A 22,480-nucleotide genomic window follows, 5' to 3' on the forward strand; every position below is an offset into this window, starting at 1 on the left:
ATCGGGCTTCAACGACGCTCCGACACGGTGACTGGGACGTAGCGCGCTCGCTTTGGCCGCCGCCGACTCCCTCGAACGTCGGGGTCGGTATCAATAGATAGAAAAAGCCGGACGAACTATCCACGCACAAGATGGACGTCAAGTACGACCTGACCAGCTACGTGCGGGTGCTGAAGCTGGCCAGCACCCCCTCGTGGGAGGAGTTCTCACAGATCGGTCTCATAGCCGGTGCCGGCATCGTTCTCGTCGGGTTCCTCGGCTTTCTCATTTACGCGGTGATGAGCTTCCTCCCGGGAGGTGTCTGAGGTGCCGATATTCTCGGTGAAGACGACCGCCAGCCAGGAGCGAACGGTCGCCGACATGATCGCCAACCGCGAGGAGTCCGAGATCCACGCGGTGCTGGCCCCGGACTCCCTCACGAGTTACGTGATGGTGGAAGCGGACAACGACGCCGTGATCACCCGCGTTCTCGAAGAGATCCCGCACGCGCGCGGACTCGTCAAGAGCGGCGGCGAGGCCGGCCGCTCGTCGATGGCGGAGGTCGAGCACTTCCTCTCGCCGACGCCCGACGTCGAGGGCATCGCCGAGGGGGACATCGTCGAACTGATCGCCGGGCCGTTCAAGGGCGAGAAGGCCCGCGTCCAGCGGATCGACGAGACGAAAGACCAGGTCACCGTCGAGCTGTACGAGGCGACCGTGCCGATTCCGGTCACCGTCCGCGGCGACCAGATCCGCGTCCTCGACAGCGACGAGCGGTAGCGGGACCGCCTCCCCGCCGGGAGAGACTGTTTCCTGACCGTTCTCGGGAGCGACAGCGGCGGCGCTGGGTTTCGGCGTCGGCCGCGTCGCGAGCGCGGAGGAGAGACGGCACGGCGGCAACGAATGCGAAAAAACGGTATCGACGGCGGCCGAGACGGCGACAGCGACGTACGAGGCGCCGACGGCGGAGGGCAAGACGCCGACAGCGGAGGGCGAGCCGCCGAATGCGACGGCCGCGACGCCGACGGCTACAGCGCGTCCCGGCGCTTGAGTTCCTCGACGACGGCCCGGAGGTCGGCCTCGTCCTCGATGGCGGCCTTGATGTCCTCCCGGACGCGGACGGCCGTCGAGTCGGCGTCGTAGGCGCGGACGTACTCCGCGCGGGAGTGTTCCTCGAAGGCGTGTCGGATCGCGAAGTAGCCGTCGGGGACGATGCTGCCGCAGACCGTGCACTCGTGGCGGTCGTGGTCGACCGTCTGGTGGATGATCGCGGACTCGACGTCCTCGAAGCGCTCCGCACAGCCGTCGATGCCGCACTTCCACAGGGACATACCGCAAGCCACGGCCACCGGCGACAAAACCGTTCCGCAGCCGATGGGAAATAGAAATCACTAACAGAACGCCGGTCAAACCGGCGGACGTGACCGACACGGCCGCGTCCGGACCGGGGTCCGCAACCGACGCCGAATCGTCCGCAGGGCGCTCGACGCCCGCGGACGACACCGTGCCGAACGGGGGTCACGTCGATCTCCACGTGAAAGTCCTGACCGACCGCGTCGTCGACCGCGCGAAGGCCCGCGGCCTCGACGCCCTGGTGTACGCCCCGCACTTCACTCGGCTCCCGGAGATCCGCGCCCGCGCCGAGCAGTTCTCCGACGAAGACCTGCTCGTCGTCCCCGGGCGTGAGGTGTTCACGGGCACGTGGCGGAACCGGCGGCACGTCCTCGCCGTCGGCCTCTCGGAACCGGTCCCCGACTTCATCTCGCTCTCGGGGGCGCTGGACGCCTTCGAACGGCAGGGCGCGGCCGTGCTCGTCCCCCACCCCGGATTCCTCAACGTCAGTCTCGGTACCGAGGACCTCCGGGCGCACGCGGATCGGATCCACGCGGTCGAGACGCACAACCTGAAGCTCTTTCCGCACCAGAACCGACGGGCGCGCCGTCTCGCACGCGAGGCCGACCGCCCGGGATTCGGCTCCTCCTACGCGCACCTCGCCGGCAGCGTCGGCGAGGTGTGGACGGCGTTCGATCGACGGATCGACTCCGAGGCGGACCTCGTCGCGGCCCTGCGCGAGGGGGCCCCGCGCCGGATCCTGCGACGGAACGGACCGCAGCACACGGCCCGACGGCTCGCCGAGTTCGCGCACCTCGGGTACGAGAACTCCTGGAGCAAGATCGATCGGCTGTTTCTCTCGGGGATGGAGCCGACGCATCCGGACCACGTCGCCTACCGGGGCCGGTTCGACGACGTGCGAACGTACTGAATCGATCGTTCGCGACGGAGGAAACCGCCGGGCGGTCCGCGCAACATCGGCGAGAGTCCCAGCTAGATCCCGACGAGCGCGCCGAGCAGGGTCGTCGCCTCCGACAGCGGCGTGTCGAGCGCGACGAGGTAGTTGTGGACGAGGAACAGGACGAACAGTTCCAGTGCCGTCACGACGACGGTCACCCGCGTCGCCCAGTCGCTCGACGTCGTGACGCCGGTCGGGAACCCGTACTCGCTCGACGAGAGCGGATACCAGAGCGCGATCCCGCGCTTCGAGCCGACGATGTCGAGGACGTAGTGGGTCGCGACGCCGATCCAGACGAACTGGAGGTTCCCGAAGAAGTAGGGAAACACGAGGAAGATCCCCAGTACGGGGAGGTTGTGGAGCGTCTTTCGGTGTCGGCCGAACGCGGTGTCGACGTCGGGGAAGAGCGCGCCCAGGATGACCGGAAGCGACAGCGCCGCGATGGATCCGGCGACGTCGCTTCCGAGCGTCAGGACGGCGTCGGCCGTGATCTCGCCGCTCTGCCCGCCGACTATCAGCCCGGAGGTCGGGTCGACAGAGAGGATGAGCCCCAGTCCGACCGCCAGGAGCGCCCCGTTCAGCACGTGCCCGTCTTTGTTCATCGAGTGGGACTGTGCGGGTCAGCCCTACAAACGTTGTGTCTGCGCGACGGCGCCGCCGTGGGGAGGTCTCCGCCGACGTGGGATCTGTCACTCGTCGACCGCGTCGAGCAGCGTCGAGAGCGCCCGCCGCGCGATTCGCTCTTTGATCTGTGTCCGGTCGCCGTCGAACTCGTGGCGCTCGACGCGGGTGTACGACTCGCCGGTGCCCCACTCGCCGCGATAGGCGAGGCCGATGTAGACGGTCCCGACCGGCTTCTCCGGCGTACCGCCCTCGGGGCCGGCAATTCCGGTCGTCGAGACGCCCCAGTCGGCCCCGGCCACGTCGCGGACGCCGGCGGCCATCTCGCGGGCGACCGGTTCCGACACCGCGCCGTGCTCGTCGAGCGACTCGCGGGCGACGCCCAGCGCGGTCAGTTTCGCGTCGTAAGAGTAGGTGACGAGCGAGCGGTCGAAGTAGTCGGACGAACCGGGCACGTCGGTCAGGAGCGATCCGATCAGGCCGCCGGTGCAGGACTCCGCGACCGCGACGGTGGCGCCGGCCTCGCGGAGCGCGTCGCCGACGCGGACCTCGACCGGCGGGTCGGAAGCGAATTCGCGCATAGTCCTCGTGACGGCGTCCGGCGACAAAAGCGTCCGCGCTGTCGGGCCGCCTTCCCGGCGAAGGTCTGTCGGGCCGCCCTCCCCGACGAAAGTGCGTCGGTTCCGGTGGGTCCCGGAGCGTCGTCGCGTCGAAAGACACACTTCCCCGGCGGCCGACGCTGCGGACGAATGACAGACGCGGACGACGCGTACGACGAACCGCTCTTTCAGCGCGTCATCCGGTACGCCGCCGACGCGGACGGAGACGTCGTCGATATGGTGTCCGGACACCCCGACTGGGAACCGCCGGCGGCCCTGCGAGAGGGGCTCCGCACCTACGCCGACGGCGACCCGGCCGATTTCCAGTATCCCCCGAGCGAGGGGCTCCGGGAACTCCGCGAGGAGATCGCGGCGCGCCGGAACGTCGAGCAGTCGCGGATCGTCGTCACCAACGGCGCGGGCGAGGCGAACTACCTCGCGATGGCGGGGGCGATGGAGCGCGACGCCGGGTCGGAGTTCCTGCTGACCGATCCCGTCTACCCGTACTACCCCGGAAAGGCGGAACTGCTCGGCGGCGACGTGACGCGCGTGCCGGTCCGCGAGGACGGACACGTCGACGTCGACGCGATGCGTGAGGCCGCGACGCCCGAGACCGCGGCCGTCGTGCTCAACACCCCGAACAACCCGACGGGCGCGGTCTACGACCGCGAGTCGGTCGCGGCGCTGGCCGACGTCGCCAGCGACGTCGACGCCCTGCTCGTCGTCGACGAGGTGTACGGTCACTTCGACTTTTCGGGTCGCTTCGAGAGCGCCCTGACCCTCGACCGCGAGAACGTCGTCGTCACCACGGCGTTCTCGAAGTCGATGGGGATCACGGGCTTCCGCGTCGGCTACGCCGTCTCCCCCGAACACCTGGTCGAGGAGGCCCTAACCCGGCATATGCTCGTGAACGTCGCCACCAGCCGGCCCGCCCAGGCCGCGGTCGCGAACGCGCTGGCGGAGACGCCGCCGTCGTACTACGAGTCCGTCCGCGACACCCTCCGCGAGCGCATCGGCTCGTTCACCGACGCCCTCGACGCCGCCGGCGCGACGTACACCACCCCGGAGGGCGCGTTCTACGTCCTCGCCCGCTTCGCAGACTTCCCGGGAACGATGGCGAACGTCGAGCGCCTGATCGACGAGGCCGGCGTCGCGGGGATGCCCGGCGAGGCCTTCGGCGACGCCTACGACGACTGGATCCGCTTTTCGCTCTGTACCGACCGCGCCGACGAGGCGGCCGATCGGCTCGCGGCGTACTTCGAGGATCGGTGAGGAGGGGTGAGGAGCGGGTCGGCCGCTCCAGCCCGGCGCTCGGACGGGACCGGCCGACGCGCGGGCGATCAGACCGTCCGGAGGTCGTCGGTCGCCCGCCACCGGATCGCGGACGAGGCGACCTCGTCGGCGCGCCTGATCACTTCGGCCTCGATCGTCGCGGGTTCGACCGCCGTCCGGTCGGTGTGAGAGAGAACCACGTGTGCGAGTTCGATCGGGAGACCGACCCGGGCGACGACGTGAACGCCGTAGTACGGGTGTCCGAGCAGGTCGTAGACCGACGTCTCAGTCATCCCGGCGAACTCCGCGAGCTTGCTCACGTCGTGGACGAGCGCCCCCGCGACGACGGTGTCGAGGTCCAGTGAGAGCGCGTCGGATCGCCGCTCGTGCAGCGGCTCCGTAAGCGCGAGGGCGCAGGCCGTCACGTCGCGGACGTGATCGACCAGTCGCTCGTCGTCCAGCCCCAGTTCGCGCTGCGTCGGCGGCAGCCACGGCACGTCGGTGAGGTCCTCGATTCCGTTCTCGGCGGCGGCGGTCGCCCACGCGTCGACGACGCCCGCTCGCAGGTCGTCGTCCTCGATGGCGTCGACCTCCGGGAACGTCGCTCGAATGTCCTCGGCGTCCATACCGGTGCGGAGGAAACGGCGGGGGTACTGCGTTCCGGTTCCGACCGAGAAGTACACAAGTCCCCGTCTCGTCGTCCCGCGTATGTCGAGCACCGACGTCGACGCCGCAGCGGGCGACGAGGAGCGCGGGGGAGAGACCGACGCCGCCGAGGACGACCACGCGGTCGACGTCGAACCGGTCGAGAGCGTCGACTCCGGCGGCGCACCGATCGGGGACGTCGAAACCGCCGGACTCCCCGAGTCCGTCGACGCGCCCGACTACGTCCTCTACGGAGGAAAGGGCGGCGTCGGCAAGACGACGATGGCGGCCGCGACGGCGCTGGCGTCGGCGGCGGCGGGCACCGCGACGCTCGTCGTCTCCACCGATCCGGCGCACTCGCTGTCGGACACCCTCGGCGTCGACGTGCCGGCGGAGCCGACGCGAATCAGGGAGGACTGGCCGCTGTACGCCGCCGAGATCGATCCCGACGCGGCCGTCGGCCCGTTCGCCGGCGATCCGGAAGGTGAATCGACGGTCACGGAGGACGGCGCAGGCGGCTTCGACCCCGACACCGACGTGGAGGGGAATCCCTTCGCGGAGGGCGACGGGGCGGGCTCCGCCCCCGGCGGCGACGGGGGTACCTCGCCGTTCGGCGACCTCGGCGGAATGGAGGACCTCCTCGGCGGCGCGATGGGGCCGGGATCGATGCCGGGGGCCGACGAGGCGGCGGCGATGCAGCAGTTGCTCGAATACCTCGACGACCCGCGGTTCGACCGCGTCGTCGTCGACACGGCACCCACGGGACACACGCTCAGACTGCTCGAACTCCCGGAGATGATGGACTCGATGCTCGGGCGGATCGCGAAGATGCGCCAGCAGTTCTCGGGGATGATGGAGGGCGTCAAGGGGATGTTCGGGATGGGGAGCGACGGCGCGGCGACGCCCGACCTCGACGAGCTTCGCGAGCGGATCGAGCGGCTGCGGACGGTCCTGCGCGACCCGGCGAAGACCGACTTCCGAGTCGTGATGATCCCCGAGGAGATGAGCGTCGTCGAGACCGAGCGGCTCGTCGAGCGCCTCGACGGCTACGGCATCCCCGTCCAGACGCTCGTCGTCAACCGGGTGATGGAGGACCTCGCGGACGTGACGAGCACCGAGGTCGACGATCGGTGGGTCGTCTCGCCGGACCTGGACCACTGCGAGTTCTGCCAGCGCCGCTGGGGCGTCCAGCAGGACGCGATCGGACGCGCGACGGAACTGTTCAGAGGCCGGGAGGTCAAGCGCGTGCCGCTCTTGGCCGAGGAGGTCCGCGGCGAGGAGGCGCTGCGGGTCGTCGCCGCGTGTCTGGAGTGAGCGGCCGCTCGGTCCGCGGCCGTACGAAGTAGGCGCTCCGGTCGTCCTCCTGGCTGGAGTAGCGCTCGGCGTCGTCCCCGCCGATCTGGAATAGGTAGTCGCCGCGGTCGACGGCGACGTGTCTACAGTTTTCGGAGGTACCGGTACGCCGTGTCCAGCCACCGCGAGGGCAGGTGCCGCGCCAGCACGGTGACGCGCGCGGCGGTCCCGGGCTGGTATCGCGCCCGCGGCTTCGTCGAGGAGGCGGCGTCGACGACGTCCTCGGCGACGCGCTCGGGTGGGATCGCGCCGAGTCCGCCGCCGCCGATCAGCTGCGTGTCCGAGAAGAGTTCGTAGAACGATTCGTACGCGCCCGAGCGTTCCAGTCCGGGGATCGGTTCGCCGTCCCGGTCGCCTTCGCCGCCGTCCTCGGTCCCGTTGACCTCGCGCTCGACGCGATCGGAGAAGTTGGTCTCGACCGGCCCCGGTTCGACCACGACGACGTCGATGCCGTACTCGTCGACCTCGTTCCTGAGCGCGTCGCTCATCGCCTCCAGGGCGAACTTCGACCCGGCGTAGACGCCGCCGCCGGGGAACGACACCCGCCCGGCGGCGCTGGAGAGGTTCACGATGGTGCCCGCCTCCTGGGCGCGCATATGCGGCAGGACGGCGCGGATCAGCCGGTGCGGCCCGTAGACGTTCACGTCGAACTGCCGGTGGACCTGCGTCGTGGGCACGTCTTCGAGCGGCCCCATCTGTCCGAACCCGGCGTTGTTGACGAGACAGGAGATGTGGCCCTCCTCCTCGATGATCCGGTCGACGACCCGGTCGACGTCGTCCCCGTCGGTGACGTCGAGCGTCGCGATGCGGCAGCCCTTCTCGCCGAGCGTCTCGATGTCCGCGGGGTTTCTGGCCGTCGCGTAGACGCTCCAGTCCTCCTCGAGGAAGGCGAGCGCCGTGGCGCGGCCGATGCCGGACGAGCAGCCGGTGATGAGGACCGTCTTCGGATGCACAGCTACGGGAACGACCCGCGCGGTGTTAACTGTGGGCGATTCGTCACCGCGAGGGGGCCACGAGGCCGGGGCGGGACGCGTCGTGTCGTCCGTCGCGCGGACCACACGCTTAACTTCCGTCCCCGGGTGCATCGTGTATGCGATTCGACCGACGATCAGGCGTCTTCCTCCATCTCACGTCGCTCCCCGGACCGCACGGAATCGGGGACCTCGGCCGCGGCGCGCGGGCGTTCGTCGACTGGCTGGACGCGGCCGAGCAGTCCTACTGGCAGTTCTGTCCGCTCGGTCCGACGGCCCCGGTCCACGGCGACTCGCCGTATCAGGCCTACTCCGCGTTCGCCGGCAACCCGCTCCTCGTGAGCCTCGACCGACTCGTCGAGGCGGGGTACCTCGGCGAGGGGGACCTCGAACCGGTTCCGGACTTCTCACCGCACGAGGTCAACTACGACCGGGTTCGCGAGTACAAGACCGATCGGCTCCGGACGGCGGCGGAGCGGTTCCGGTCAGCGGGCGACGGCAGCGACGCGGGGAGCGCCGGAGACGACGCGGCAGGAGACGGCGACGGCGGGGCGGTCGATTCCGATCGCGGGGTCTCCGACGCGGACCGCGAGGCCTTCGAGGCCTTCCGCGAGCGCGAGTCGGCGTGGCTCGACGACTACGCGCTGTTTATGGCGTTGCGGACGCGGTACGACGGGGCGTGGACGTCGTGGCCGGAGTCGGTTCGGGCGCGCGACCCGGAGACGCTCGCGGCCCACCGCGAGGAGTTGGCCTCGGAGGTGCACTACCGCGAGTTCGCCCAGTTCGTCTTCGACCGCCAGTGGCGCGACCTCCGGGAGTACGCGCGCGACCGCGGGATCGACCTCGTCGGCGACCTCCCGATCTACGTCGCCCTCGACAGCACCGACGTCTGGGCGAGCCCCGAGGCGTTCGATCTCACGTCCGACCGCGATCCCGCCGCCGTCGCCGGCGTTCCGCCGAACCCGCAGGACGACGGCCAGCGCTGGGGGAACCCCGTCTACGACTGGGAAACGCTGGCCGAGGACGACTACGGCTGGTGGCTCGATCGCCTCGACCGCCTGTTCGACCTCGTCGACGTCACCCGGATCGACCACTTCAAGGGGTTCGACGAGTTCTGGGCGATCCCGGCAGACTCCGACTCGCCGGCCGACGGCGAGTGGCGGGACGCGCCGGGCGCGGACTTCTTCGAGACCGTCGAAGCGCGACTCGGGGAACTCCCGTTCGTCGTCGAGGACCTGGGGTTCGTCGATCAGTCGCTCGTCGACCTCCGCGAGCGCTTCGGCTTCCCCGCGATGCGGGTGCCGCACTACGCGGACTGGTGCCGGGAGGGCGATATGTACCAGCCGATGCACTACCCCGAGAACAGCGTCGCGTACTCGTCGACGCACGACACGAACACGCTCGTCGGGTACTACGAGGACCTCCCGGCCGAACAGCGGAGCTGCCTGGAGTACAACATCGGGGCGGACGGCTCGGAGATCAACTGGTCGATGATCGAAGCGATCTGGCGCTCCGGCTCCGTCCTCGCGTTCACGACGATGCAGGACGTCCTCGGCCTCGACGAGCACGCCCGGTTCAACCGTCCCGGGACGAAGTTGGGGAACTGGTCGTGGCGGTGTACGACCGAGGCGTTCTCCGAAGGGTTGGCCGATCGGCTCGCTCGGCTGACCGACGAGCACATCAGGAACTGACGGCCGACAGTATAAGTCACTCCGAGCAGAAAGGCCGGTAACACGTCTGACCACGTAGCTATGGGGGAGCCGAATGCCGAGTCGGAAAGGGGGGGTCCGTCCGAAGGGGAAGCAGCGGCCGCGCCGGACGGCGGGAGCCGGAAACCGTCCGGTGCTGCAGGCGCGGACGAGCGGCCGTCGAAAGCTGGTACCACGTCGGCCACAGACGGCGGGACGGTCGCGGCCGACGGCGACGCGACCACGACCCAGGGCGGCGCGATCGACCGGCTCAAACGGCAGATCCGTCGCACGATCGAGGTCCTCAAGGGGTCCTCGATCGACGTCCGACCGTACCGCCCCGGCGACGGCGTCTTCGCCGAGTTCGAGGTGCCGGACGGGCAGGAACTCGTCGACCGCTACTGGGTGAACGCGCCGTACGCCTACGTCGTGATCACCTACGACGACGAGGAGAGCGAACACTACTACTACGCGGTCGAGCCCGAACTCGACGAGTTCGAGGCCGAACTCCTCGCCAGGGCCAGAGTCGACATCCGCGATCCGCTGTTGTACCAGACCGACGCGGAGCCGACGGCAGAGGAGACGCTCCGGAGGGAGTTCCGGAGCCTGCTCGAACAGTACGGCGTCGACGTCTCGATGCGGACGTTCCACGCGCTCCTGTACTACCTCGCTCGCGACTTCCGCGGGTTCGACCGCATCGACCCGCTGATGCACGACCCGCACATCGAGGACATCTCCTGCGACGGCTACGACCTCCCGATCTTCGTCTACCACGACGAGTACACCGACATCGAGACGAACGTCTCCTACGCCGCCGACGACCTCGACGACTTCGTGATCCGGTTGGCTCAGGAGTCCGGTCGCCACGTGAGCGTCGGCGACCCGGTGGTCGGAACGACGCTCCCGGACGGGTCGCGCGTCGAACTCGCGCTCGGCGAGGAAGTGACCCCGCGGGGGTCGGCGTTCACCATCCGGAAGTACGCCGAAGAGCCGTTCACGCCGGTCGACCTCATCGAGAACGGGACGTTCTCCGTCGCGGAGATGGCGTACCTGTGGCTCTGCATCGAGAACAACCGGAGCCTCATCTTCGCCGGCGGGACGGCGTCGGGCAAGACGACGTCGATGAACGCCGTCTCGATGTTCATCCCGCCGCGCGCGAAGGTCCTGACCATCGAGGACACCCGGGAGCTGTCGCTGTATCACGACAACTGGCTCTCGTCGGTCACGCGGGAGCGCCTCCACGAGGGGAGCGACATCGACATGTACGACCTGCTCAGGTCCTCGCTGCGGCACCGCCCGGAGTTCATCATCGTCGGCGAGGTTCGCGGGAACGAGGCCGTCACGCTGTTTCAGGCGATGAACACCGGCCACACGACGTTCTCGACGATGCACGCCGACAGCATCGAGACCGTGATCAATCGCTTGGAGAACGAGCCGATCAACGTGCCGCGGGCGATGGTCCAGTCGCTGGACCTCCTGTGCGTGCAGACGCTGACGCGCGTCGAGGGCGAGCGCGTCCGTCGCTCCAAGGCGATCGGCGAGATCGGCGAGATCGACCAGCGGACCGGCGAGCTCGACTACTCGCGGGCGTTCAGGTGGGACGCCGGCACGGATTCCTTCGAGCGGAGCGATTCGAGCCTCATCGAGGAGATCCAGCGCGACCGTGGCTGGAGCCGAACGGAGCGGAAGCGCGAGATGAACCGGAGAGAGCGGTTTCTGGAACTGCTCGCGGAACTGGGGACGACCGACTACCGACGGTTCACCGCGCTCGTCAACGAGTACTACGCGGCCCCCGAACGCGTGATGGATCGGCTCGAAGCCGCACGCGAGGAGGCGTCCGGCGACGGGAGTGCGGACGGCGGGGCGTCCGCGAATTCGCCGGAAGTCGGCGGGAGCGACATCGACGGCGGCGGGGACGTGGGGACTGACGACGGGGAACCGAGCACGGGAAGCGACGACCGCGGGGACGTGGGGACTGACGACGGGAAGCCAAGCACGAAAGCCGACAACGGGGACTCGCGAGCGAACGTCGACGACAGCGAGGGGGGCGACACCGATGGCCCTCGTTGAGTTGCTCGGATACGTCCCGCTGCTGCTCGTGACGGTCCTGGCGCTGCCGGTCGCGCTCGTGCCCGTCAGCCCGCGCGCGAGATTACTCGTCTCTCGCCTCTCACTCCCGATTTTCGGGCGGTACGTCGCCGAATCAAGTCCGACGCGTCGCGAGCAACGCGAGCGAATGCGCGCGGCCTTCGTCGGCGAGAGCCACCGGGTGTTCGCCTCGCAGACGCTCTTCATCGCGGGCGTCGCGGGCGTCGCGGGCAGCGTCTACGGGGTCTACGCCGGGGCGGCGATCCTTCGCTCGCTCGCCGTCGACGTGGAGCAGATCCGCGCGGTTCTCCCGACGCCGCTGGAGTTCCTCGCGGCGATCGTCCACGTGCCCGACCTCTCCCTCTGGCAACTGTTCGGCCTGCTTCTCACCGCCAGCGCGACGGTCGGAACGGCGCTCGCCCTCGGAACCTACTGGGCCCGGTGGACGTTCCTCGACCAGCGGGCGCGGACGCGCGGCATCGAGATCGACGCGACGCTGCCGCGGACAGTGGCGTTCGTCTACGCGCTCTCGCGCTCCGGCGTCCCCTTTCAGGCCGTGTTGCGAACGCTCTCTCGCAATCAGGACGTGTACGGCGAGGCGGCGCGGGACCTCAGCGTCGCCGTCCGCGATATGGACGCGTTCGGCACCGATATCCTGACCGCGTTACAGGAGACCGCCGCGCGCACGCCGAGCGAGAACCTCGAGGAGTTCACCGAGAACCTCGCGAGCGTCCTCTCCTCGGGACAGAACGTCTCGGCGTTCCTGCGCGATCAGTACGAGCGGTTCCAGGAGGAGGCCCAGGCGCAACAGCGGCAGTATCTGGACCTGCTCTCGACGTTCGCGGAGGTCTACGTCACCGTCCTCGTCGCCGGGCCGCTGTTTTTCATCACCGTCCTCGTCGTGGTGGGGCTCGTGATTCAGAACACGCTCACGCTGGTCCGGATCGTGAGCTACGTCGCGATTCCGCTGGCGACGTTCGGGTTCGTCGTCTACGTCGACAGTATGACCGAGAGTCTGAGCCTGCCGAAGCGGAGCGACGACGGCGACGACCGGCCGTGGTCGACGCCGGACCGCGGCGACGAGCGGGACGCGAGCGGCACGGAACCGGCCGCCCGCGCCGGCGATCCAGCGGGGATGACGGACGGCGGGACGGTGTACGACGGGCGTCGCGCGCCGGACGGACACGCGGAGAACCGGGCCCGGCTCGCGGTGTACGATCGGGTCGGTTCGCTCCGAGAAACCCTTTCACACCCCGTCGAGACGGTCCTCCAGGCGCCCGCGTACTCGCTCGTCCTCACGGGGCCGGTCGGGCTCCTCCTCGTCTGGCTGTCGATCGACGGGGCCGCCAGAAACGCGATCGGAAGGATCACTGGGGGATCGGCCGAAACGACGGCGGCGGTCGGCGAGCTGGCCGCGATCGTCGACGGACCGATCGTGCTCGCGACGATACTCGCGCTCGCCGGAGTCGCCGCCGCACACGAGGTACAGAAGAAGCGGATCCGCGCCATCGAGGCCGATATGCCGGACTTCCTCAGCCGAATGGCGAGCATCAACGAGGCGGGCGTCACCGTCGTCGGGTCGCTGAGCCGCCTCTCCGACGCCGAACTCGGGCGGCTCGGCGACGAGATCGCCCGCGTGTGGCGGGATATCCGGTGGGGCGCGAGCGTCGGCGACGCGCTCACGAGGCTGGAGCGCCGGACGAACGCGCCGACGGTGTCGCGGGCGGTGACGCTCATCCGGAACGCGATGGCCGCCAGCGGCGACATCAGTCCGGTGCTCCACATCGCGGCCGACGAGGCCCAGGAGACCCGACGGCTCCGCCGCGAGCGACGTCAGGAGATGCTCACCTACCTCGTCGTCATCTACGTCTCCTTCTTCGTCTTCCTCGGGATCATCGTCGCGCTGACGGTGTCGTTCATCCCCGCGATCGAGGCGGCGGGCCAGTCGACCGGCGGCGCGATCGGAGACGTGGGCGGCGTCGACGCCGGCGTGCTCGGCGGCCTGCAGTCGGTGAACACCGCCGCCTACGAACTGCTCTTCTTCCACACCGCGGCGATCCAGGGCGTCTGTTCGGGGATCGTCGCCGGCCAGTTGGGAGAGGGGAGCGTCGCCGACGGGCTGAAGCACGCGACGGTCCTGCTGGTCGCCGCTTACGTGGTGTTCGCGCTGCTGTAAGGCGCAGGGGAGAGATCCACCGGCCGCGGGGGCCGTGCGTCCGCCCGCCGCGGACCACCGGGGCTTTGTGTCGCGGGCGCCAGTCAGGCGTATGGACGACGAGCGGGCGACGCCGGTCAGGGAGACGTACGACCGGATCGCAGAGCACTTCGCGGCGACGCGGGAGTACCCCTGGCCCGAAGTGACGGCGTTTCTGGGCAGCGATGCAGCGAGCGATGCGGGGGCAGAGGACGGCGCGGCGGAGGGCGACGGCGCGGCGGCCGACGTTCCCGCGGCGCTGGTAGAGGGGGCTCGACCGGCGCTCGACGGCAGGCGTGGAGACTCAGACGAGAGCGGACGAGTCGGGCTCGACCTCGGGTGCGGAAACGGCCGGCACGCGGAGTCGCTTTCGGCGGTCGTCGAGCGCGTGGTCGGCGTCGACGCGAGCGGCGGACTGCTTCGAACGGCGGGGGAGCGGTCGAACGAGCGGGGCTTCGCCGACTCGCTCGAACTCGTTCGGGGAGACGCGGCGTCGCTGCCGCTTCGGGCCGACAGCGTCGACGTCGCCGTCTACGTCGCGACCCTGCATCACCTCCGCTCCCGAGAGCGGCGGGTCGCCAGCCTCTCTGAACTGGCCCGCGTGCTCGCTCCCGGCGGCCGGGCGCTCGTGAGCGCCTGGTCGACCGCCCACGACCGATTCGAGGAGACGGCGGGGTTCGACACGACGGTCGCGTGGACGCTCCCCGGCGGCGAGCGCGTCCCGCGGTTCTACCACATCTACGACCCCGAGGAGTTCGAGGCGGACCTCGCGGCGAGCGACCTCGACGTGGTTGCACACACCGTCTCGAGCGGCAACTGCTACGCCGTGGTCGGAGCGAGCGAAGGTCAGTGATCCGCGGCTGACGTCGCTGGCGTCGTCTCGGGGTTCTGTGACCTCGATGGCACGAGGCCGGGGACAACAGTAATGATCGTTCCTGCGGATAGTCGGATATGCGCCGAGGAGTCTCCCGACGGCGATTTCTGGCCACTGTCGCCGCCGCGGCCGGACTCTCCAGCGCCTCCGGCCTCGGGAGCGCACAGCGTGCGGCCGGATTCACGCCCGCGGAAAACGCCTACGGGTTTCGGAACTGGTCCTCCGAAGACCAGTACTTCGAGTCGCCGCCGAGTCCCACGCAGTCGGATATTCGAGAGCACATCGTGACGACCTGGGACGAGCGGGCCGAGAGCGCAGTCGGACTCGGTGTCGCGGGGCTCCCGCGAGCGACACTGGATGCGATAGCCGCGCAACTCCGGTTGGCGGTCGTGCAGCAAGCGGGGACGAACGGACACTGTTACGGGATGGCCCTGACCGCGCAGCGGTACTTCGAGGATCCAGAGGCGATTCCGGTGGACCGCCGTCTCGCGAGCGAAATCGAGGTCCCGACGGTGCCGGTCGAGCGGCCCGAAGCACCCGTGTACGAGGAAATCGTCCAGCGGCAGGCCGACCAGTTCCTCCGGCTTCGCGCCTTCCTCGGGCGCCGGGTGTTCCTCTACCGGGACTGGCTCGACACGGCGGCGGTCCTGCGTGACGTCCGGGAGGTCGTCGAAACATTCGGCAGCGCGGCGCTCGTGCTCTTCAACGACACGCAGTTCTCGCACCAGGTACTCGCGTACGACTTCGAGGCGAAGGGGAGCGAGGTCGTGATTCCGATTTACGACCCCAACCGCCCCGCTCCCGCGTACCAACGGGACCGGCTCGAGCTGCGCTTCGATCGGAACGGAGGCACCCTCTCGATGCGGCCGTACGGCATCTACACCGGGGTGTTGTTCAGCCGATACGACCGGATCGAGGCGGCCACCGACCGGACGAGACCGGGGCCGCTCGATCACGTCACCGTCGGCCGAGAACGGTTCGAGGAGTCACTGTTCCCGCTCGCGTTGATCACGGCCTCCACCGAGGACGTCGAGCTCGCCGTCGTGGGACCCGAAGACAGGCAGATGCGCCGTCTTCAGGGCGAGTTCGCGGACGAGACGCGTGGTGAGCACTCGCGGGTGTGCAGTCGGTACGGCGTCGAGCCGGGAGCGTACCGAATCAGCGTGTACGGGGTCCGAGCCACCGACTACGAACTGACGGTGCGGGTCGCGGACGCCGACGGAGCCGTCGTCGACGAGACGAGAGTCGCGTCCATCCGTCCGGGCGAGGTACACGGGTACGACCTGGAGATTCCCGAGGGCAGCGAAGGGACTCTCAGACGCGTACAGTCAGGCTCTCGGCCGATCCGTCTGCTCGCCGCGGGGGCCGTGGGAGTCGCCGCCGGAGCAGTGGGCTACGGCGCCGTGAACCGACTGCGGGAATCTGAGGGGCCGGATTCGTGAGGATCGGCACGTCGGTGTGAATCGTCCGCGGGTGGTCGTTGACGACGCACGCGAACTCTGCGTTTAAGTCGCCGCGACCGGTATAACGAGACGAATGAGTGAAACAGCGGACGGAGACGACTACGAAGTGGTCGTCGTGGGCGGCGGTCCGGCAGGGCTTCAGACCGCGCTGTACACGACGCGACTGGGGCACGACACCGCCGTCGTCGACCGCGGCGGCGGTCGCGCGGCGATGATGCTGGAGACGCACAACGTCATCGGCGTGCCGGAGGACACCTCGGGGAACGAGTTCCTGCAGACGGCACAGGAACAGGTCGAAGCGTACGGTGCGGACGTGATCCGCGATTTCGTCGTCGAGGCCGAGCGGACCGAGGACGGCCGATTCAAACTCGTCGGCAACGACGGCGAGTTCCGCGCCGACCGGGTCGTCCTCGGCGTCGGCTTCAACGACGAACGACCCGATCCGCCCGTCCCGCGGACGGGGCGGGGACTACACTACTGTCTGCACTGCGACGCCTACATGTTCGTCGACCGGCCGGTGTACGTGATGGGAACCGGCGAGGCCGCCGCCCACGTGGCGATGATTATGCTCAACTTCACCGACGAGGTTGATGTGCTGCTTCGCGGCGAGACGCCGGAATGGAGCGACGAGACCGACGAACAGCTCCGCGGACATCCGATCGACGTCGTGGAGGCGGAAATCACCGGGATGCAGAAGGGCGAGGACGGGTGGTTGGAAGCCTTCGAGTTCGACGACGGGACCGTCCGGCAGTACCGCGGTGGGTTCCCGATGTACGGCTCGAACTACAACACCGCGCTCGCGGAGCAACTCGGCTGTGAACTGAACGATGACGACACGGTCGTCGTCGACGAGAGTATGGAGACGACCGTCGACGGCGTCTACGCCGTCGGCGACATCACGCCGGGACACAACCAGATCCCGGTCGCGATGGGCAAGGGCGCGCAGGCCGGCCTCGACATCCACTACGATCTCCGGGAGTTCCCGCGCGACCTCGACGCCATCCGGTCGGACGGACCGGTCTCCCGCGACGAACTACCGGGGATGGGAGCGCGCGTCCGCGCCGCCGCCGCGGAGTTCGAGGAGGCGCGCGCGCCGCCGCTGGACTCTCCGCAGGTCGAAACAGCGGACGACGACTGAGACTGAGCCCCGTTCGCACGTCCTGAACACGTGTCGCGGCACCGCCGGCGGTTCTCGAAGGCGGACGACTCCAGAGCGGTTTCGAGTCGAAAGGGTAACACCCTTATTCGGTGACCGGGAACAGGCGAGTGAGGTTGGTGCCGTGCGAGTGCGGCAGCGACCGAGGTGACCGAGCGCCGGTGGTCTAGTGGTAGGACCTGAGCCTTCCAAGCTCATGGCCCGGGTTCAAATCCCGGCCGGCGCATTCTGCGAGGAACGTACGTGACGAGCGAATGCGTCACGGCGGGGTTTGAATCAGGGAGCGGCGCGAGCGTAGCGAGCAGAGCGACCGTGGTTCAAATCCCGGCCGGCGCACTCCTTACTGTCGTGCGCCGCCGACGTCCCACTCGCTTCGCTCGCGGGACTCCCGGCCGGCGCAATTCTTCTGCGATCGAGGGCCCCCGACAGAACCACACAGATGCAGGGGGAATCCCCCGACGTCACTCGGTAACTGACTCCGGGGGCCCGTCGAACCGAGCGAGGAGCCGGCCGAAACAGATCGGCCCGCCCATCGGTATCGACGCTCGGCGATCTCCGGCGTCCGTCTATCATTTTCGTTCCTGCCGTTCGTCGGACGTCGAATTATAATTCACTCGGATTTGTATAATACATATTACCTTATATGTGGTTAGTGAACCCTTATGCTTTCAGGAGAAAGTCCTTTAGGGGGTAGACCTAGGGGGGAGTATGACCAAGCCACACGAACACACGACTGGCGAGTCCGTCGGACTCGCGGACCCGACGGACGAGCGGTCGAACTGCGGTGTCGGTGCCGTCATCGATCTCGACGGCGGCCGATCCCACGAGACGGTCGCCGACGGGATCGAACTGCTGGAGAACCTCGAACACCGCGGGACGACCGGTGCCGAGGAGAACACCGGCGACGGCGCGGGGATTATGGTACAGCGGCCGGACGAGTTCTTCGAGGCCGTCGTCGACGCCGACCTCCCCGAGGAGTACGCGGTCGGTTCGATCTTTATGCCGCAGGACGACGCCGCGCGCGAGGGACTCGTCGCCATCTTCGAGCGCGTCCTCGCCGAATACGATCTCGAGGTCGTCCACTGGCGCGACGTGCCGACCGACAACGCCGACCTCGGTGCGACCGCGCTCGAATCCGAACCGGACGTCTGGCAGGCGTTCGTCGTTCCCGAGGGCGACCTCGCCGACGACGCGTTCGACCGGGCGCTGTACGTCGGCCGCCGCGCGGTCGAGAACGAGATCGAGCAACTCGACTCCGAGGGCGCCGCGCGCTTCTACATCTGCTCGCTCTCGCGGAAGACGCTCGTCTACAAGGGGCTCCTGAAGGGCGAACAGCTCGCCGATTACTACCTCGACCTCGACGACGAGCGACTGAAGACGACGCTGACGCTGGTCCACGCCCGCTTCTCGACGAACACTCTCGGCGCGTGGCATCTCGCACACCCGTACCGCCACATCATCCACAACGGGGAGATCAACACGATCCAGGGCAACATCAACTGGATGCGGAGCCGCGAGACGGACCTCGAACACCCCGAGTTCGGCGACGACCTCGAGACGCTGAAGCCCGTGATCAACGATCCCGACCAGTCCGACACGGCGTCCGTCGACAACGCGGTCGAACTCCTCCTGCAGGGCGGGCGCGACCTCCCGCACGTCCTCCGGATGCTGATCCCGGAGGCGTACCGCGGCGACGACCGGATGGACGAGGACCGCCGCGAGTGGTACGACTACCACGCGTCGCTGATCGAACCCTGGGACGGCCCCGCGCTCGTCGCGGCGACCGACGGCGACCGCGTCGCCGCCGTCCTTGACCGAAACGGGCTGCGACCCTGTCGCTACGACGTCACCACGGACGACACGCTCGTGATGGCCAGCGAGGTCGGTGCACTCGACACCGACCCCAGCGAGATCAAAGAGCGCGGTCGGCTCCAGCCCGGACAGCTGTTCGTGGCCGACCCCGAGGAGGGCCGCGTGATCCCCGACGAAGAGGTCTTCGAGTCGCTCACCGACGAGAAGTACGGCGACTGGGTCGACGAAGAACAACGGGATCTCGACGCGCTCGCCGATCCCGGTGACTACGAACCGCGAGACGAGGTCGACCACCTCCGCGCCTCGCAGGCGGCGTTCGGCTACACCCACGACCAGCTCAGTCACCTCATCGAGCCGATGGCCAAAGACGGGAAAGATCCCGTCGGGTCGATGGGTGACGACACGCCGCTGTCGGTGCTGTCGGACTTCAACCGACCGCTGTTCACCTACTTCAAACAGCTGTTCGCGCAGGTCACGAACCCGCCGCTGGACTACATCCGGGAGGAACTTGTCACCTCGCTGGAGTCCCGACTGGGCGCGCAGCGAAACCTGCTCGACGAGACGCCCGAACACGCCCGACAACTCGTCCTCGACTCGCCCGTCCTGACGGATGCCCAGACGGCGGGCATCAAGTCGCTCGGCGACGACGCAGGCGACGCGATGAACTCGACGATCGTCGACATCACGTACGAGCGCGAGCGCTCGCTCTCCGACGCCGTCGAACGCGTCCGCGAGGACGCCGCGTCGGCCATCGACGACGGCGCTGACGTCGTCGTCCTCTCGGACCGAAACCTGAATCCCGACCGGGTCGCGATTCCGAGCCTGCTCGTCACCGGCGCGGTCCACCACAGCCTCGTCCGGAACGGCCTCCGGAACCACGCGGGACTCGTCGTCGAGTCCGGCGACCCGCGCGAGGTTCATCACCTCGCCACGCTGGTCGGCTACGGCGCGGACGCGGTCAACCCCTACCTCGCCTACCAGACGATCTCCGACGTCGTCGCCGGACCCGACGGGGCCGACGAGGGCGAGGCGATCGCGGCCTACAAGAAGGCGCTCGAAGACGGACTGCTGAAGACGATGGCCAAGATGGGCATCTCGACGGTCGAGTCCTACCAGGGCGCGCAGATCTTCGAGGCCGTCGGCCTCGACTCCGGCTTCGTCGCCGAGTACTTCGAAGGGACCGAGATCCGAACGGAAGGGATCGGAATCGACGTGATCGAGGAGGACGTCCGGACGCGACACACAGTCGCGTTCGGCGACGATCCCGACCTCGACCGCCAGGGCGAGTACGAGCACCGCTCCGACGGCATCCACCACCAGTGGAACCCCCAGACGGTGGGCACGCTCCAGCAGGCGGTCCGCTCGGGGAACTACGAGAAGTACCAGGAGTTCGCCGACCTCATCAACGACCAGTCCGAGGAGCTGCAGACGCTCCGCGGCCTGCTGGAGTTCGAGTCCGACCGGGAACCGGTGTCGATCGAGGAGGTCGAACCCGTCGAAGAGATCGTCACGCGGTTCTCGACGGCGGCGATGTCGCTCGGCAGCCTCTCGCCGGAGGCCCACGAGAACAACTCGATCGCGATGAACCGCCTCGGGGCGAAATCCAACACCGGCGAGGGCGGGGAACCGCCGGAGCGCTTCGGGACCGAGAAGGAGTGCAACGTCAAGCAGGTCGCCTCGGGTCGGTTCGGCGTCACCTCCGAGTACCTCACGAACGCCGAGGAGATCCAGATCAAGATGGCGCAGGGCTCGAAGCCCGGCGAGGGCGGGCACCTCCCCGGCAAGAAGGTCAACGAGATGATCGCGCACGTCCGCTTCGCGACGCCGGGCGTCGGCCTCATCTCGCCGCCGCCGCTGCACGACATCTACTCCATCGAGGACCTGAAGCAGCTCATTCACGACCTGAAGGCGGCCAATCCGGAGGCGGACATCAACGTGAAGTTGGTCTCCGAGGCCGGCATCGGGACCATCGCCGCGGGCGTCGCGAAGGCCAACTCCGACGTCGTCCACATCTCCGGGCACGACGGCGGGACCGGCGCGTCGCCGAAGACGTCGATCAAGAACGCGGGCCTCCCGTGGGAACTCGGTCTCGCGGAGGCGAACCAGATGCTCCGGGCGACGAACCTGCGCTCGCGGATCCGCGTCACCGTCGACGGCGGGATGAAGACCGGCCGCGACGTCGCCGTCGCGGCGCTCTTGGGCGGCGAAGAGTACGTCTTCGGCACGGCGTCGCTCGTCACCTCCGGCTGCGTGATGGCGCGGCAGTGCCACGAGAACACCTGTCCGGTCGGGGTCGCCACCCAGCGCGAGAAGCTCCGGAACCGCTTCCCCGGCCAGCCGGATCACGTCATCAACTACATGACGTTCATCGCCCAGGAACTCCGCGAGATAATGGCCGACCTCGGCTTCACCTCGCTGGACGAGATGATCGGGCACCCGTCGCTGCTCACCCAGCGGGAGACCGACCACGAGAAGGCCAAGCACCTGGACCTCTCGGACGTCATCGCCGAGCCTGCGGGCGGCGCGCGACGCAAGACCGAAGAACAGACCCACGCGGGCGTAGAAGCGCAGCTCGACCACCGCCTGATCGAGCGCGCCGAGCCGGCGCTGGAGGAGGGCGAACCGGTCGCCATCGACTCGCCCATCTCGAACGTCGACCGCGCGGTCGGGGCGATGCTGTCGAACCGCATCTCCTCTACGTACGGCGGCGACGGCCTCCCGGACGACACGATCCGGTGTGACTTCGACGGCGTCGCCGGCCAGTCCTTCGGCGCGTTCCTCGCCAACGGCGTGACGATGGATCTCACCGGCGCGGCGAACGACTACGTCGGCAAAGGGCTCTCCGGGGGGAAAGTGATCGTCGAAACGCCCGACAACGCCGCGTACGAACCCGACGAGAACGTCCTCATCGGCAACGTCGCGCTCTACGGCGCGACCCAGGGCGAACTGTACGTCAACGGCGTCGCGGGAGAGCGCTTCGCCGTCCGCAACTCCGGCGTGAAGGCCGTCGTCGAGGGCGTCGGCGACCACGGCTGCGAGTATATGACCGGCGGCGTCGTCGCGGTGCTCGGCGACACCGGCCGCAACTTCGCCGCGGGGATGTCCGGCGGCGTCGCGTACGTCTACGACCCCGACGGCGAGTTCGCGGCGAAGACCAACAAGGGGATGGTGTCGCTGGAGGCGACGCTCGACGACTCGGATCTGCAGATGCTCCGCCGCCTGGTCGAGAACCACGCGGCCTACACCGACAGCGACCGCGCGGCGTGGATGCTCGACGACTGGGGCGAGGTCGTCTCCGACTTCGTGAAGGTGATGCCCGACGCGTACGCCGAGGTCATCGAAGAACGCGCCCGCGACGACGTCCGGAAGGAACTGCCGCCGGCCGCGACGGCGACGGCCGCCGTCGACGGCGACGCGGTCGCCCAGACCAGCGACGACTGATCCGAGACCGGCGCGGGGGTTCGCCTCGATGACT

At 68.7% G+C, this 22,480-nt stretch carries 17 protein-coding genes and 1 tRNA gene; 13 read left to right on the forward strand and 5 right to left on the reverse strand.

What is annotated here, in order from left to right; translation table 11 throughout:
• Positions 1-131: 131 nt before the first annotated feature.
• On the forward strand, positions 132-305 hold the full coding sequence (locus NO360_RS13070; protein WP_103992772.1) for a protein translocase SEC61 complex subunit gamma: 174 nt from the start codon (positions 132-134) through the stop codon (positions 303-305).
• Position 306: 1 nt separating this feature from the next.
• On the forward strand, positions 307-759 hold the full coding sequence (locus NO360_RS13075; RefSeq protein WP_256308535.1) for a transcription elongation factor Spt5: 453 nt from the start codon (positions 307-309) through the stop codon (positions 757-759).
• A 248-nt stretch (positions 760-1,007) separates the two neighbouring features.
• Here the strand turns inward: NO360_RS13075 and NO360_RS13080 are convergent, their stop codons facing one another.
• Complete coding sequence (locus NO360_RS13080; protein ID WP_256308248.1) at positions 1,008-1,310, reverse strand: DUF7565 family protein; 303 nt, start codon at positions 1,308-1,310, stop codon at positions 1,008-1,010.
• A 173-nt stretch (positions 1,311-1,483) separates the two neighbouring features.
• Between NO360_RS13080 and NO360_RS13085 the strand changes: the two genes are divergently transcribed.
• Positions 1,484-2,242 (forward strand): PHP-associated domain-containing protein, encoded by a 759-nt coding sequence (locus NO360_RS13085; protein ID WP_256308536.1) that lies wholly within the window; start codon positions 1,484-1,486, stop codon positions 2,240-2,242.
• 62 nt (positions 2,243-2,304) lie between these two features.
• Here NO360_RS13085 and NO360_RS13090 read toward each other — a convergent pair whose 3' ends face one another.
• Complete coding sequence (locus tag NO360_RS13090; RefSeq protein WP_256308249.1) at positions 2,305-2,871, reverse strand: metal-dependent hydrolase; 567 nt, start codon at positions 2,869-2,871, stop codon at positions 2,305-2,307.
• An 87-nt stretch (positions 2,872-2,958) separates the two neighbouring features.
• Positions 2,959-3,471, reverse strand: a complete 513-nt coding sequence (locus tag NO360_RS13095; RefSeq protein ID WP_256308250.1) for a CinA family protein — start codon at positions 3,469-3,471, stop codon at positions 2,959-2,961.
• 168 nt (positions 3,472-3,639) lie between these two features.
• Here NO360_RS13095 and NO360_RS13100 point away from each other — a divergent pair, with 168 nt between their 5' ends.
• The gene (locus NO360_RS13100; protein ID WP_256308251.1) at positions 3,640-4,761 is read left to right on the forward strand and encodes a pyridoxal phosphate-dependent aminotransferase; all 1,122 of its coding nucleotides are present in this window, start codon (positions 3,640-3,642) and stop codon (positions 4,759-4,761) included.
• 68 nt (positions 4,762-4,829) lie between these two features.
• On the opposite strand, the gene NO360_RS13105 is transcribed toward NO360_RS13100, so the two are convergent.
• A complete protein-coding gene (locus NO360_RS13105) occupies positions 4,830-5,387 on the reverse strand; it encodes an HD domain-containing protein (protein WP_256308252.1) in 558 nt (185 codons plus the stop codon).
• Between the two features lie 82 nt (positions 5,388-5,469).
• On the opposite strand from NO360_RS13105, the gene NO360_RS13110 reads away from it, so the two are divergent.
• Positions 5,470-6,720, forward strand: a complete 1,251-nt coding sequence (locus NO360_RS13110; RefSeq protein WP_256308253.1) for an ArsA family ATPase — start codon at positions 5,470-5,472, stop codon at positions 6,718-6,720.
• Between the two features lie 122 nt (positions 6,721-6,842).
• Here the strand turns inward: NO360_RS13110 and NO360_RS13115 are convergent, their stop codons facing one another.
• Entirely contained in the window at positions 6,843-7,712 is an 870-nt protein-coding gene (locus tag NO360_RS13115; protein WP_256308254.1) for an SDR family oxidoreductase, read from the reverse strand.
• Between the two features lie 137 nt (positions 7,713-7,849).
• Between NO360_RS13115 and malQ the strand changes: the two genes are divergently transcribed.
• From malQ to gltB, 8 genes are all read left to right on the forward strand, one after another.
• On the forward strand, positions 7,850-9,421 hold the full coding sequence (gene malQ / locus NO360_RS13120; RefSeq protein ID WP_256308255.1) for a 4-alpha-glucanotransferase: 1,572 nt from the start codon (positions 7,850-7,852) through the stop codon (positions 9,419-9,421).
• 60 nt (positions 9,422-9,481) lie between these two features.
• Entirely contained in the window at positions 9,482-11,488 is a 2,007-nt protein-coding gene (locus NO360_RS13125) for a type II/IV secretion system ATPase subunit (RefSeq protein WP_256308256.1), read from the forward strand.
• Positions 11,475-13,682 carry a type II secretion system F family protein gene (locus NO360_RS13130; protein ID WP_256308257.1) on the forward strand — a complete coding sequence of 736 codons (2,208 nt, stop codon included), beginning with the start codon at positions 11,475-11,477 and terminating at the stop codon, positions 13,680-13,682. Before NO360_RS13125 ends, NO360_RS13130 begins: the two co-directional genes overlap by 14 nt.
• Before the next feature lie 91 nt (positions 13,683-13,773).
• Positions 13,774-14,553, forward strand: a complete 780-nt coding sequence (locus NO360_RS13135; protein ID WP_256308258.1) for a class I SAM-dependent methyltransferase — start codon at positions 13,774-13,776, stop codon at positions 14,551-14,553.
• Between the two features lie 98 nt (positions 14,554-14,651).
• Positions 14,652-16,016 (forward strand): hypothetical protein, encoded by a 1,365-nt coding sequence (locus NO360_RS13140; RefSeq protein ID WP_256308259.1) that lies wholly within the window; start codon positions 14,652-14,654, stop codon positions 16,014-16,016.
• A 94-nt stretch (positions 16,017-16,110) separates the two neighbouring features.
• Positions 16,111-17,175: an NAD(P)/FAD-dependent oxidoreductase gene (locus tag NO360_RS13145; protein ID WP_256308260.1), complete on the forward strand. Its 1,065-nt coding sequence runs from the start codon at positions 16,111-16,113 to the stop codon at positions 17,173-17,175.
• Positions 17,176-17,348: 173 nt separating this feature from the next.
• Positions 17,349-17,419, forward strand: a tRNA-Gly gene (locus tag NO360_RS13150).
• Positions 17,420-17,901: 482 nt separating this feature from the next.
• Positions 17,902-22,446, forward strand: coding sequence for a glutamate synthase large subunit (gene gltB / locus NO360_RS13155; protein ID WP_256308261.1), 4,545 nt, complete (start codon positions 17,902-17,904; stop codon positions 22,444-22,446).
• Positions 22,447-22,480 lie beyond the last annotated feature (34 nt).

This window comes from Halobellus litoreus (assembly GCF_024464595.1).
Classification (GTDB): Archaea; Halobacteriota; Halobacteria; order Halobacteriales; family Haloferacaceae; genus Haloquadratum; species Haloquadratum litoreum.